Raw genomic sequence first — 13608 nt, forward strand, 5'->3', positions numbered from 1 at the left:
AGACGCGCAGGCCTTACTTCAGGTCGGCTGCGGCGGTCTTGACCGGAGCGGCCTTGGCGGCAACCATGGGCACGACGGTCGGAGCCACGGCGTCGCCGGGGCGGATGCGTTGCAGGCCGTTGACGACGATGCGCTCACCGGCGGCAAGCCCCGAGTCCACGACGCGCAGGCCTTCCTGGTTGGCGCCCAGCTTCACTTGGCGGTAGATGGCGTGGTTCTTGTCGTCCAGCACCAGCACGTAGCGCTTGTCCTGGTCGGTGCCGATGGCGCGTTCGTCGATCAGCACGGCCGAACGCGGGTCGCTGCCGCCCAGGCGCACGCGGGCATACAGGCCGGGCAGGAGCGAACCGTCGGCGTTGTCGAACTCGGCGCGCACGCGGATCGTGCCGGAGGTGGCGTCCAGGCGGTTGTCGACCGACTGCACGTAACCGGTGCGCGAATAGCCGTCCTCGTTGGCCAGACCCAGTTCGACCGGGACCGAGCCTGCCTTGCCGTTGCGGGCCGGGTTCACGTACTTGAGGAAGGTTTGTTCGTCCACGTCGAACGATGCGTACATCTTCGACACCGACACCAGCGTCGTCAGCGGCACCGACGTGGCGCCGGCGGCGACCACGTTGCCCACGGTGACTTCGGCGCGCGACACGCGGCCAGCCACCGGCGCTTCAATGCGCGTGTAGCCCAGATTCAGCTTGGCGTAGTCCAGGGCGGCTTGCGCGCCCTGCAGGTTGGCGGCGGCTTCGCGCGAGGCGTTCTGCTTTTCCTCGAAGTCGCGGCGGGCGATGGCGTTGTCCGTCAGCAGGCGCTGGCCGCGGGCCAGTTCCGTGGCGGTGTACGACGCGCGGGCCTTGGCGGCCGTCAGGGCGGCGGCGGCGCGGTCCACTTCGGCCGCGTACGGGCGCGGGTCGATGGTGAAGAGCACGTCGCCCTTCTTGACGATGCTGCCGTCCTGGAAGTGCACGGCCGTCAGAGTGCCGGACACCAGCGGGCGGATGTCGACGCGGTCGATGGCCTCCAGGCGGCCGGAATAGCGCTGCCAGTCCACGATGGTCTTGCTGACGACTTCAGCCACCTCGACGGGCGTGGCGGCGGGGGCGCCTTGGGCCATGGCGACATTGCCGCCGGCAGGTCCCCGGGTCAGGGCATAGCCGCCTCCGGCCGCGAGTACGGCTGCAAAGACGACGAGCATAGCGATACGATTGCGCGAAACCATGATGTTTCCTTGAGTGATATAGGGGCGAAAGCGCGCTTGTTTGAGCCTGGGGCGGAGGCGGCTCCGGCAGTCCGGGGCATGGCAGTCCTTAGCGTCCGCTGGATATATGCATATGCTGCAATGCAACATGCAACAGGGTTGCGTTTCCTAGGCAGGGCGCCTTGGCGGGGCGGGATCACTGCGGTGTCGGAAGCTGAGGATTGACATGCCCTGTGGAGGCGCCGGGAGGCAAGGGCACTTCAAGATGGTTTGCATTCTGAGTGTTTTGCGGGGCCGGATAAACCTTTCTATTCCGGCAACACTGTTCGACAGAAATGACTAATCGGCGGCGAAATCGGGTTATGCTCCGTTCACCCCGACTTATTTGCCCAAAAGGACACCGTCGCCATGGACCGTTTTCAGGCTATGCAGGTGTTTGTGCGCGTCGTGGACGCCAATAGCTTCACCCGGGCGGCCGACAGCCTTTCGCTTCCGCGCACCACCGTCACCACCATCATCCAGAACCTCGAACGCCTTCTGGGCGTGCGCCTGCTCAACCGCACCACGCGCCGTATCGGCCTGACGCCGGATGGCGCGGGCTATTACCAGCATTGCGTGCGCATCCTGGCGGACGTCGAAGAGACCGAGGCCTGTTTCCAGGAAGCGGCGCTGCGCCTGAAGGGGCGGCTGCGCATCGACGTCCCGACCTGCATCGGGCGGCTGATCCTGATCCCCTCATTGTGTGATTTCCACGACAAATACCCCGACGTCGAGCTGGTGCTTGGCCTGGGCGACCGCCCTGTGGATATGGTGCAAGAGGCCGTGGACTGCGTGATCCGCGCTGGCGAACTGGAAGATTCCAGCCTGGTCGCGCGCCGCATCGGCACCCTGCAGACGGTCACCTGCGCTTCGCCCACCTATATTGCCCGCCACGGCATGCCGCAAACGATCGAATCGTTGCGCGATCACCACGCGGTGCATTACTTCATGAGCCGCACGGGCCGCAACTGCGCCTGGGACTTCAAGGTAGACGGCAAGCACCAGGAAGTGGACATGAAGGGGACGGTGGCCGTGAACGAAGCCGGCGCGTACCTGGATTGCGGCCTGAAAGGGTTCGGCCTGATACAAGTCGCCCGCTATATGGCCTTGCCGCACCTGCAATCCGGCGAACTGATCGAAATCCTGCCGCAATGGAAGCCCAGCTCCACGGCAATCTCGGTGCTGTATCCGCAAAGCCGCCAGTTGTCGCCCAAGGTGCGCGCCTTCACCGACTGGGTGGCGGAATTGTTCGCCGGCTGCCCGTTGCTGAGCGGCCGCGACGAAACCGATCCCGCCATCGGCAGCTGCGGCGTGTATCAGCGCCAGTTGGGCATGCCCAGCGCGATGACCCTGGGTCAACCCCAGCCCCAGCCCCAGCCAGGCATGGAACCCGCCTTGCTCCAGACGGCGCCGCCGCGCCGTCGCAGCGCGCGCGAAGAGGCGGCCGAATACGCGCTGTAAGCGTAGGAGGGGGCGGGCCAGCCGGCCCGCCACGCCGGGAAACCACGGGAAACCCCGTAGTAAATACAGGGCTTGCGTCCCTCGTATTTCATGAAACGTCTGTATAGTCCGACAGTCAAAGCCTACAACGCCCTTACTGTCGATCCGCTCTATGCAGCCTGTTCTACCCGCTTACCTGATCGCCCGTTGGCTGCTGCTGCTTGTCTTGTTGGCAGGGGTTTACTTCCTTAGCGGCTTCCTCGTCCCCGCGCTTGCGGCACTCATCATCGGCTTGGCCAGCTGGCCTTTGTACCAGCGCCTGGTCGTGCGTTGCGGCGGCCGCACGGCAGTGGCCGCGTCGCTGGCGCTGCTGATGGTGATCGTCGTGCTGATCGTGCCGATGAGCCTGGCGCTGTCGTACGCGATCAAGGAAGCCAGTACCTTTTTCGCCTGGGCCATCGCGGCCAACCGCCACGGTGTGGCCGTGCCCAACTGGATCACGTCGATGCCGGCGGTGGGCGAACGGCTGGGGCAATACTGGGAATCGTATATCGGCCAGCCCCATGCGCTGGGCGCGCTGGTCGAAGCCGTCAGCGGCGAACATCTGGGCAATATCTACCGCATGGTGCTGGCGGCCACGGGCAACGTGTTCCAGCTGCTGCTGACCGTGCTGTTCATGCTGATCACGTTGTTCTTCGTCTATAAGGACGGCATCCGCATGGTGGCCCAGCTGGACGTGCTGGGCGAACGCATCCTGCCGGCGCGCTGGCAGCGCTTTTCGCGCGTGGTGCCGGCCACCATCAACTCCACCGTCACGGGCATGGGCCTGATCGCCTTGGGCGAGGGCCTGGTGCTGGGCATCGCGTACTGGGTGGCGGGCGTGCCGTCGCCCGTGCTGCTGGGCGTGGTCACAGGCTTCATGGCACTGATCCCCGGCGGCGCGCCGCTGTCGTTCACCTTGGTGTCGCTGTACCTGGTGGGCTCCGGCCACTTGGTCGCGGGTATTGCGCTGATGGTCTGGGGCAGCGTCGAACTCTTCATCGTCGACAAGACCCTGCGTCCGCGCCTGGTGGGCGGCCCGGTCAAGCTGCCGTTCCTGCCGACCTTCTTTGGCCTGGTGGGCGGCGTGAAGACCATGGGCATTGTGGGGTTGTTCGTCGGCCCCGTGCTGATGGCCTTGCTGGTGGCGGTATGGCGCGAATGGGTGCATCACGAAGTGCAAGAGCGCGACGCCGCGCGCCTGCATCCCCCTATTGTTCCGCCGGTTGAAAAAACACCTACCGCCTGACGCCGGCGCGCCCGGCGCTTTGGTAATCTAGCCATCCCCGCGTATACCGGCGTTTGACCGGTACGCGCCTGCCCCGCACGCAGACGCTTCGCAACCGCCGCGGGGTGTGAGGATCGAGATGTCCGGGTTACTGCCTGATGATCAGATAGCCGTCCTGCGCAAGCAGGGGTTTGTGGTGGCGCGCCAATTCGTTGGCGCGGACCAGTTGGCGGCGCTGCGCGCGCTGGCCGAACGCCATTTGCATGAGCACGTGGCCCCCATCGAATACGAAGCCGACCTGCGCTACCCCGGCTCGCCCGAGTCGCGCGCCGCCGAAGGCGGGCTGACGGTGCGCCGTCTGCTTAGCGCCTATGCGCGCGATCCGCTGTTTGCCCAATGGGCGACCGACCCGCGCATCGGCCAATGGCTGGCCAGCTACTTCGGCGAACCCGCCGTGCTGTCCACGGTGCACCACAACTGCGTGATGACCAAGCATCCGGCCTACGGCAGCTTGACGGGCTGGCATCAGGACATCCGGTATTGGTCGTTTTCCGATACCGACCTGGTGTCCTGTTGGCTTGCCCTGGGGCCGGAAAAGCGCGAGAACGGCGGGCTGTCTTTCATCCCGGGTTCGCATGCGGCGGTATTCACGCCCGATCAGTTCGACGACAAGAAATTCTTCCGCGACGACGCGCCGCAAAACGCCGAATGGATCGCACAGGCGGTCTGCCCGGAACTCGAGGCCGGCGACGTGGTGTTCTTCCATTGCCGCACGCTGCACGCGGCGCAGGGCAATCGCAGCGACCGCGTGAAGCTGTCGGTGGTGCACACCTATCACCCGCAATCGTGCCATCCGCTGCCGGGCACGCGATCGGCCTCGCAGCCGGGCGTGCCTTTGGGAAAACCGGTTGCCGAAAGCGCTTAAAGTAATTGATATTTGCTATTAATAATTGAATTACAATTAAAGTAAGCGCACTACGCGACGATGGGCCGGCAAATTCCTACGTCGCGATGATTCTTGCGCAGCATCCCTAGAACTCAATAGGCTGTTCCCTGTGCGCAAATCCACCCCCGACGACACGGAAAACCCGCAGGCGCCGACCGAGACCCGGTCTTCGCTGTTTGTCGGTTCCACTGAAAAAGCCTTTCAGGTGCTGCACGCGTTCGACGGTTCGAAACGCCACATGACGCTGGCCGATATCGCACGCGCTTCCGGCCTGGACCGCAGCGCGACGCAGCGCCTGGTCTACACGCTGGAGACGCTGGGTTATCTGCGCCGCATCCCCGAAACGCGCAACTACGGCCTGACGCCGAAGGTGCTGCAGTTCTCGTACAACTACGTGCGCGCGAACGAGCTGATCGACAAGGCGTCGCCGTATCTGCTGGACATCAGCCGGACGCTGGGCGAGACGACGAACCTGCAGGAACTGGACGGCCACGAGATCGTTTTCGTGGCACGCTTTCCAGGCCACCATCTGGTGAATGTGGACATCGCCGTGGGCAGCCGCCTGCCGGCATTCTTCACGGCGTCGGGGACGGCGATTCTGTCCCGGCTGTCAGACGAACACCGGCGCGAGATCCTGGCGCAGACGCGGCTGGAAGCGATTACGCCGTATACCGAAGTGAACCCCGAGAAGCTGCTGGACCGCGTGCAACGCGTGGCCGAGAAAGGCTACGCGATCATCGTGAACGAGACCGTGTTGGGGGATATTTCGGTGGCTGCGCCGGTTATCGATCATCGTGGATTGGCCGTGGCGGCAATCAATATTTCCGTGCCGACAACGCGGTGGACCGTGGCGAGGGTAGAAGCAGAACTGGCGCCGCATGTGCAGGTGGCGGCAACTTCGATTTCTAAGTCCAAGTTTTCTGCTTATTCGAGGTAGGGGCGGGGGGGCTGGTCGAAGGTTCGTCAGTGTGTCTCGATGGAGTTTCGTCGGTACGTCTGGATGGAGCTTCGTTGGTGCGTCTTGATGGGGCTTCGTGGGTCGCCCGTCGGCGGGGTCGGGCGGATGGCGCGCGCCCACGATTGCGGTCCGGAGCCTTCGCTCCGGACTTCCCCGTTGTCATCCTCGTCCGCCTGCGGCTCCCTTCGGATTCCCTCGGGCGCATCAAGGTTGCGCGCCATCAGCCCGACCCCGCCGACGGGCTGGCGCTGTCTTGGTTTCCGCGCTGCTAGATTGCTACTTACTGACGAGATGTGCGTGGCCCGCCGATTGCGGCCGCGCGGGCGGCGCGCAATCGGCTTACGCGTCACTGGTGCGTCGTGGCGGTGGTCGCTTGCGCGCGGGTGGGGAGGGGCTTGCTAAGGGTCTCGCAGTCACTGGGGGAGGGGTGGAGCGACGGGTGGCGCGCGGCAAACAGCGGCGTGCTGATCGAGACCCGTACGCGCGCCACCCGTCTAACAGGACGACCGCCGTGCGCTTCACACTGTCGCTTGTCTGACGAGCCGAGTGGTATTTGTTTTTTCGTATTCGATGGGGGCGCGGCAAACTTGACGCTAGGACGGCGACGTCCGCCGCGCGCAACTCATCTGGCGGCACGTGACGACGATCGGCTACGTTTGGGGCCTTATGTTTGTGTCTACCTGGACTCGCTTGTGCCTACCTGGACTCGCGTTCGTAGGATGGGTGGAGCGCGGCAAAGCCGATGTTAGAACGCACATGTTCATCGCGCGCAACCCATCTGGTGGCATGCGAAGACGATGGGTTACGTGCGACAAACGTTCGTGTGCTTTGGCCCACCGGAACGCACTCCACCCATCCTACGTAGATAACAACGCGACGCATCGTACGAAGACAATCAACGCGACGCATCGTACGAAGACAAACAACACCACCCACACGCGAAGCGACACCCAACACGACGCAAGACACTGCGTAAGCTCCCAAAGGCCGCCCGCGCGGCCGGCCGGGAGCGGGCACCGCAAGATTCTCCACCACCCAACACGGGTGGAGAGAACCCTAAGCACACCGTCCTACCCAGCCGACGTGAGATTGCCATTGCCAGAGCCCGTCGTGATGGTCCCCTGGGGGGTGCGGGGAGTCGATAAGCCCGAGGGAATCTGAAGGAACTGCCGCAGGCAGTGACGAAGATGACGATGGGGGGGGCCGCCGAGGCGAGTCCGGAGCGAAGGCTCCGGACCGCAATCGTTGACCCGCACCCCCCAGGGGACCACCACGACGGGCGTCTAAAGAACCACCAACCAAAAAAGAAAAAGGACCGCAAAACAGCGATCCTTCCCCAAAAACCAAAAACCAAAAACCAAAAACCAAAAACCAAAAACCTAGCCCTAAACCACCCCCTCAAACTCCGCCAGCAACGGCGCCAACTCCGCCCGCAAAGCCGCCTGTAAGTTGTCTGCCGGCGCCACCAAGGGATCCAGGACTTCAGGCGCATTCACGCCGATCAAATCCATGACCGACTTCATCGGACCCGGATTCGTTTCCGCAAACGCCAGATTCATCAGCGGAATCAAACGGCGATGCAACGCCATCGACTCCCGCGTGCGTCCTTCGGCCGCCAACGCGTAAACCTTCCGCCACGCCGTCGGCAACAGGCTTGCCGTCACCACGATGCCGCCGCGCGCGCCGGCAGCCAGATGTACCGGCAGCAGCGTGTCTTCGCCGCTGAACACCGCAAACGATTCGTCCACGCCCGCCACCGTACGCAAGAAATGGTACATGTCGGTGTTGCATGCCTTCATCCCGATGATGTTCTCGTGGCGCGACAGTTCGTGCAGCACTTCCGGGGCGATCGCGATGCGCGTGCGGTACGGGATCTCGTAGATCATCACGGGCAGCGGCGAGGCGTCTGCGTAGCGCAGGAAGTAGTCGCGGATGCCGGCTTGCGTCGGGGTCGTGTAGTAGGGGGTCAACACCATCAGCGCGTCGGCGCCGGCGTCGGCGAATTCCTGGCCGGCCTGCAGGGCGTCGTGAAAGCCGGGGTCCAGTACGCCGGGGATCACCGGCACGCGGCCTTCGATGGCTTCCACCGTCAGCTTGCACATGCGGATGCGTTCGGCGCGGGGCAGTGCGCCGTATTCGCCCGTGCCGCCCAACGGCACGATGCCGTCGATACCTTGCTTGAGCAGGTAGGCGATCAGCGCGCGGGCCGCCGGGACGTTGATGGTGTCGTCCGCGTTGACCGGGGTCGGGATGGCGGGGAAGACACCGCGAAGATGGGTTGCGTTCAGCATGTTGCGAATCCTAAGAGGTAAAACAAGCGCGCATGGATCAGTTGGCCAGGCTGCGGCGGCGCAGCCGGTCGGCCAGCCAGATCAGCGCGGCAATGAAGATGAAGAGGCAAGTGGAGACGGCGGCGATCACCGGGGAAATCTGCAGCGTCACTTCGTCCCAGAACTGCTTGGGCAAGGTGGCGTTCAGGCCGCCCGAGGCGAACAGCGCAATCGTCAGTTCATCGAACGAGGTCGCGAATGCGAACAGGAACGACGACATCAGGCCGGCCCCCAGGATGGGGAAGGTCACGAAGCGCAGCGTGGCCCAGGGGCCCGCGCCCAGGCTTTGCGCGGCCAGGTCCAGGCGCGTGTCGTAGTTGCGCAGCACCGCCATCATGGTGATCACCACGTACGGCACGGCAACGACCGTATGCGCGAGGATCAGGCCGATGGTGGAACCCACCAGGCCCACGCGGGCGAAGAAATAGAACATGCCCACCGCGATGATCATGCGTGGCACGACAATCGGCGACAGCACGAAAGCCAGCATCGCCGACTTGCCGCGCATGTTGGCGCGCACCAGCAGGAAGGCGGCGGGCGTGCCGATCAGCATGGCCAGCAGGCCGGTGCCCACGCCCACGATCAACGAACGGGTGATCGCCTGCATCCACACGGGCGAGGTGAACATCTGTTCGTACCACTGCAGCGAAAAGCCCTTGGGCGGCCACGTCAGGCCGGAGCCCGAATCGAACGACAACGGGATCATCAGGAACGCGGGGGCGCTCAGAAAGGCCAGTATGCCCAGCACGATCCACCACAAGGTGCGCGACTGGCCGGTACCCGACACCGAACGGCGCAGACGCTTGGGCAGCAGCGCGAACAGCGCGTCGGACACGTTGGCCAGCACGGTCAGTACCGCATCGCCCGCGCGGCGCGACAGGCTTTCGCGGCCGGAAGTGCGTACGCGGGTGGACGCGCCGCCCGTCATGGTCGACAGGCCCAGCACCTTGTCGTAGATGGCGAAGACCACCAGCACCACCACCAGCAGCAGCACCGACACCGCGCCGGCGAACTCCCAGTTCATGGTTTGCTGGACCTGGTCGATGATGATCTGCGTGATCATCGTTTCCTTGCGTCCGCCCAGCAGCGCGGGCGTGATGAAGAAGCCGATGGCCGTCACGAACACCATGATGGCGGCGGCCGCCACGCCGGGCATCGACAGCGGGAAATAGATCTTCCAGAAGGCCGTGCCGGGGCGCGCGCCCAGCGTGGACGCGGCGCGCGGCAGGTTGCGGTCGATGTTCTCCATGACGGACAGCATCGTCAGCACCGCCAGCGGCATCAGCGCATGCACCATGCCCACCAGCACGCTGCCGAAGTTGTAGAGCAGATTGGCCGGCGCATCCAGGATGCCAAGCGCCTGCAGCAGCTGGTTGACCACGCCGTTGCGGCCCAGCAGCACGACCCAGGCGAAGGTGCGCACCAGGAAGCTGGTCCAGAACGACAGCAGCACCCAGAACAGCAGCGAGGTCTTGCGCTTGGCCGACAGGCTGGAGATCAGGTAGGCCACGGGGTAGCCCGCCACTACCGAGAAGAACGTCGTCCACAACGAAATCTTCAACGTGATCAGCAGCACGTTCACGTAGACCGACGATTCGAACAGCCGGTGGTATTGCGTCAGGGTAAAACCCTGGTCGCCGACGAAGCTCAACAGCAGCAACTGGCCGACCGGGTAGATCAGCAGCACCAGCAGCAGCACGACCAGCGGGGCCGCCATCAGAAAATGGCGGCGGCCCGGGCTCATGCGCTTGCGGGGATTGGCAAGGGTTGTCATGCGTTCACTCCGCAATGGCCACCGCGTCTGCGGCTTGCCAACTGACCGTCAGCGGCTGGCCGATCGCGTACTGCTCGGCCTCGCGCTGCGTGGGGTAAGCCACGACGATCGGCGCGGCATCCGCCACGCCGGAATCCAGGTACAGCTTGGTCAGGCTGCCCGTCACCATCACGTCCAGCAGCTTGCCGGTCAGGCCCGGGCCGGTGGTGCCCACGCGCAAGTTCTGCGGGCGCAGCATCACCGTGACTTTTTGGCCGGCCTTGATGGGGGCGCCGTTGGACAGCGCCTGCCCGGTCACGCCCTGATGGGCCAGCTTGACCGTCAGCGTCTCGCCGTCCACCGACGCGACTTCGCCCTGCAGCAGGTTCGACTCGCCCAGGAAATCGGCGACGAACAGCGTGCGGGGGCGGAAGTACAGATCAGCCGGCGTGCCCAGCTGTTCGATCGCGCCGCCATTCATCAGGCAGATGCGGTCGGACATGGTCATGGCTTCTTCCTGGTCGTGCGTCACGTACACGATGGTGGTGCCCAGTTCGCGGTGGATACGTTTGATCTCAAGCTGCATCTGGTCGCGCAGCTTCTTGTCCAGCGCGCCAAGCGGTTCATCCATCAGGATGATGGCCGGGCGGTAGACCATGCAGCGCGCGAGCGCAATGCGCTGCTGCTGGCCGCCGGAGAGTTCGCGCGGCAGGCGCGTCGCCACATGCGGCAGGCGCACCATCTCCAGCGCTTCGTGCGCGCGGCGGCGCGCTTCGGCCGCCGGCACCTTGCGCATCTTCAAGGGGAACGCGATGTTCTCCTCGATGCTCATGTGCGGGAACAGCGCATAGTTCTGGAACACCATGCCGATATCCCGTTCATACGGCGCGCCGTAGGTGACATCGGCGCCGTCGATCAGCACGCGGCCCTCGTCGGGCTGCGCCAGGCCGGCGATCAGGCTCAGCAGGGTGGTCTTGCCGGAGCCGGACGGACCCAGCAGGGTCAGGAATTCGCCGCGGGCGACGTCCAGGTGCGTGGGCGCCAGGGCGACGAAGTCGCCGTAGCGTTTGCCCAGGCCCGAGATTTGCAGATTGGAAGAAGACATGGTGTTCATTCAGAAAAGAATTACTTCAGGACCCAGCCGTTGAAGCGCTCGAGCACGTCGCGCTGCTTGTCCAGCCAGTACGCCGCGTTGATGTGCAGGCCGGTCTTGATGTTGTCGGGGTGGGTCGGGCAATTGCGCGCCACGTCGGCCTTGATGTAGTCGAAGGCAGCGGGTTGCGTCACGCCGGCGGCAAAGAATTCAACCAATGCAGCCTGCCGCTTGGGGTCGGACGCGAACTTGATGAATTCGCGGCAGGCGTCGGCGTTGGGCGTGCCTTTCAGGATGGACCAGTTGTCGCAGCCCCAGATGTTTTGGTCCCAGACGATCTGCACCGGCGCGCCGTTGGCAATCGCCGATTGCGCACGCGACACCCAGGTGGCGATCATGTCGACTTCGCCCGAGCCCAGCATCTGTTCGACCTGGGCGCCCGTGTTCCACCACACGTCCACCGACGGCTTGACCTTGTCCAGGCTGGCCAGCGCGCGGTCGATGTCGCACGGGTAGACCTTATCCGTCGGCACGCCGTCGGCCATCAGCGCTTCTTCGATGGTGTCGAAGGGGTGCTTGCGCAGGCCGCGGCGGCCGGGGATGTCTTTCACGTTCCAGAAGTCGGCCCACGACGCCGGGGCGCGGCGGCCCTTGAACGCGTCGGTGCGGTAGGCCAGCACGGTGGTGTAGACGTTGTTGCCCACCCCGTACGGCGACATGTATTGCTTGGGAATGGTGGCCACGACGGGATCGGATTCCAGGCCGTGCTTTTCCAGGTACACCTTGCCGCCTTCGGTCAGCATCAGGATGGCGGGCTGGCTGATCTTGGCCATGTCCCAGGTGTAGTTGCCGGTGTCCACCATGCTGCGGATCTGCGCGGTGGGCTCGGCGTTGGCCTGCACGCCCACGACCTGGATGCCGGTGGCTTCCGTGAACGGCTTGTAGAACACGGCGCCATACGCCTTGCTGTAGATGCCGCCGTCGTCGCGCACGACGATGCGCTTGGACGCCGCACGCGACGGCGTCCAGATCATGGGCATGGCCAGCGCGGCGGCGCCGGCGGCAACGGTTTTCAGCGCGCTGCGGCGCGAAGCGTTGTGGGAGGTCGATTTCATGGAAGACTCCTGCGGGTCGGGTCAGGGACTACGGATCAAGAACGACGGCTCAAGGCAGCAAGCGGCCGGGGTTGAAAAGGTTGGCGGGATCGAAGGTGGATTTCAGGGCGCGCATCATCGCCAGTTCGACGGGCGACTTGTAGTGCGCCATTTCGGCCAGCGACGTGCGGCCCACGCCATGTTCGGCGCTGAAGGTGCCGCCCAGCGCGTCCGCCACGTCGTTGACGGCGCGCCGGATGTCGGCCGCCATCGTGTCGCGGTCGGGCAGGGCGTTCCAGGCGTCGAACGTGAAGAACGGAATGAAGTGCACGTTGCCGTCGCCCAGGTGGGCCACGATCAGCACGGGCAGGCCGGGCACCAGGCGGCGCACGGCCGCCGTGGCCTCATCGATGAAACGCGGCACGCTGGAGACTGGCACCGCGCTGTCGGTGGTCAGGCCCACGCCCGCCTTCTTGTTGCCTTCGGACACGCTGTGGCGCACTTCCCAGAGCGCGGCGCGCTGCGTGTCGTTGCTGGCCACGACGGCATCGTGCAGCAGGCCGAGCTCAGACGCTTGTTCCAGGATCTGCTGCAGCAGGTCTTGCAGTTCGGCGCCGTTGCCGGTGTCGGACAGTTCCACCAGCACATGCCAGGGATGCGCGCCCGCCAGCGGATTCTTGCGGCCCGGCACGTGCGCCATCACGATGTCCAACTGGTTGCTGTCGATCATTTCAAAGGCCGACAGGCGCGAGCCGCACGCGCGTTGGAACAGGCCCAGGATCTCGAGTGCGGCCTGCGGGCTGTCCGGTGCCATCCAGGCCACGGCGTGCGCCGTGGGCAGCGGGTGCAGCTTCAGCACGGCGGCGGTGACGATGCCCATCGTGCCTTCGGCGCCGATGAACAGGTGTTTAAGGTCGAAACCGGTGTTGTTCTTGCGCAGCGCCGTCAGGCCATTCCAGATGGTGCCGTCGGGCAGCACCACTTCCAGGCCCAGGATGTTGTCGCGCGTGTTGCCGTAGCGCAGCACGCCCGTTCCGCCGGCGTTGGTGGCGATGGTGCCGCCGATCTGGCACGAGCCTTCGGCGCCCAGGCTGATGGGGTACAGGCGGCCTTCGGCGGCTGCCGCGTCGTGCACCGTGGCCAGCACGCAGCCTGCTTCGACTTCCATGGAGTTGTTGGCGGCATCGACCCGGCGGACCCGCCGCATGCGCGCCAGGTTCACGATGACGGGCGGCTTGCCGGCGGTGTCGGGCACGGCTCCGCCGCACAGGCTGGTATTGCCGCCCTGCGGCAGCACCGGTGTGGCGTGCGCGTTGCACAGCCGGACAATGTCGGCGACCTGCTGCGTGTTGCCCGGCAGGGCGACGCACAGCGCCGGGCCCTTGTACCGGCCGCGCCAGTCTTCGGTGTAGCCGGCGGTGTCGGCGTCGGAATGAAGGATGGCGTCCGCGCCCAGGGCCTGGGTCAACGCGTCTAGCAGGGTGATGCCGTTGGTCATG

General features: G+C 65.0%; 10 protein-coding genes. 4 read left to right on the forward strand and 6 right to left on the reverse strand.

Annotated features, from left to right (window positions below):
• Nucleotides 1-13: 13 nt before the first annotated feature.
• Nucleotides 14-1210, reverse strand: a complete 1197-nt coding sequence (locus AC27VE_RS03270) for an efflux RND transporter periplasmic adaptor subunit (RefSeq protein WP_006222489.1) — start codon at nt 1208-1210, stop codon at nt 14-16.
• A 387-nt stretch (nt 1211-1597) separates the two neighbouring features.
• On the opposite strand from AC27VE_RS03270, the gene AC27VE_RS03275 reads away from it, so the two are divergent.
• From AC27VE_RS03275 to AC27VE_RS03290, 4 genes are all read left to right on the forward strand, one after another.
• Nucleotides 1598-2689: a LysR family transcriptional regulator gene (locus tag AC27VE_RS03275; RefSeq protein WP_427957505.1), complete on the forward strand. Its 1092-nt coding sequence runs from the start codon at nt 1598-1600 to the stop codon at nt 2687-2689.
• 151 nt (nt 2690-2840) lie between these two features.
• Nucleotides 2841-3956, forward strand: coding sequence for an AI-2E family transporter (locus AC27VE_RS03280; protein ID WP_427957996.1), 1116 nt, complete (start codon nt 2841-2843; stop codon nt 3954-3956).
• Nucleotides 3957-4074: 118 nt separating this feature from the next.
• Nucleotides 4075-4860 carry a phytanoyl-CoA dioxygenase family protein gene (locus AC27VE_RS03285; protein ID WP_488703015.1) on the forward strand — a complete coding sequence of 262 codons (786 nt, stop codon included), beginning with the start codon at nt 4075-4077 and terminating at the stop codon, nt 4858-4860.
• Nucleotides 4861-4990: 130 nt separating this feature from the next.
• A complete protein-coding gene (locus AC27VE_RS03290; RefSeq protein ID WP_006222485.1) occupies nt 4991-5818 on the forward strand; it encodes an IclR family transcriptional regulator in 828 nt (275 codons plus the stop codon).
• A gap of 1406 nt (nt 5819-7224) precedes the next feature.
• On the opposite strand, the gene dapA is transcribed toward AC27VE_RS03290, so the two are convergent.
• From dapA to AC27VE_RS03315, 5 genes are read right to left on the reverse strand one after another with little or no spacing between them, the layout of a single operon-like run.
• Nucleotides 7225-8130, reverse strand: coding sequence for a 4-hydroxy-tetrahydrodipicolinate synthase (dapA, locus tag AC27VE_RS03295; RefSeq protein WP_088591372.1), 906 nt, complete (start codon nt 8128-8130; stop codon nt 7225-7227).
• Between the two features lie 37 nt (nt 8131-8167).
• A complete protein-coding gene (locus tag AC27VE_RS03300) occupies nt 8168-9943 on the reverse strand; it encodes an ABC transporter permease subunit (protein ID WP_488703016.1) in 1776 nt (591 codons plus the stop codon).
• 4 nt (nt 9944-9947) lie between these two features.
• Nucleotides 9948-11027: an ABC transporter ATP-binding protein gene (locus tag AC27VE_RS03305; protein WP_488703017.1), complete on the reverse strand. Its 1080-nt coding sequence runs from the start codon at nt 11025-11027 to the stop codon at nt 9948-9950.
• 20 nt (nt 11028-11047) lie between these two features.
• Nucleotides 11048-12130 (reverse strand): ABC transporter substrate-binding protein, encoded by a 1083-nt coding sequence (locus AC27VE_RS03310; RefSeq protein ID WP_006222481.1) that lies wholly within the window; start codon nt 12128-12130, stop codon nt 11048-11050.
• Nucleotides 12131-12179: 49 nt separating this feature from the next.
• On the reverse strand, nt 12180-13607 hold the full coding sequence (locus tag AC27VE_RS03315; protein WP_488703018.1) for an FAD-binding oxidoreductase: 1428 nt from the start codon (nt 13605-13607) through the stop codon (nt 12180-12182).
• Nucleotide 13608 lies beyond the last annotated feature (1 nt).

This window comes from Achromobacter sp. 18P8.1.1 (assembly GCF_057799415.1).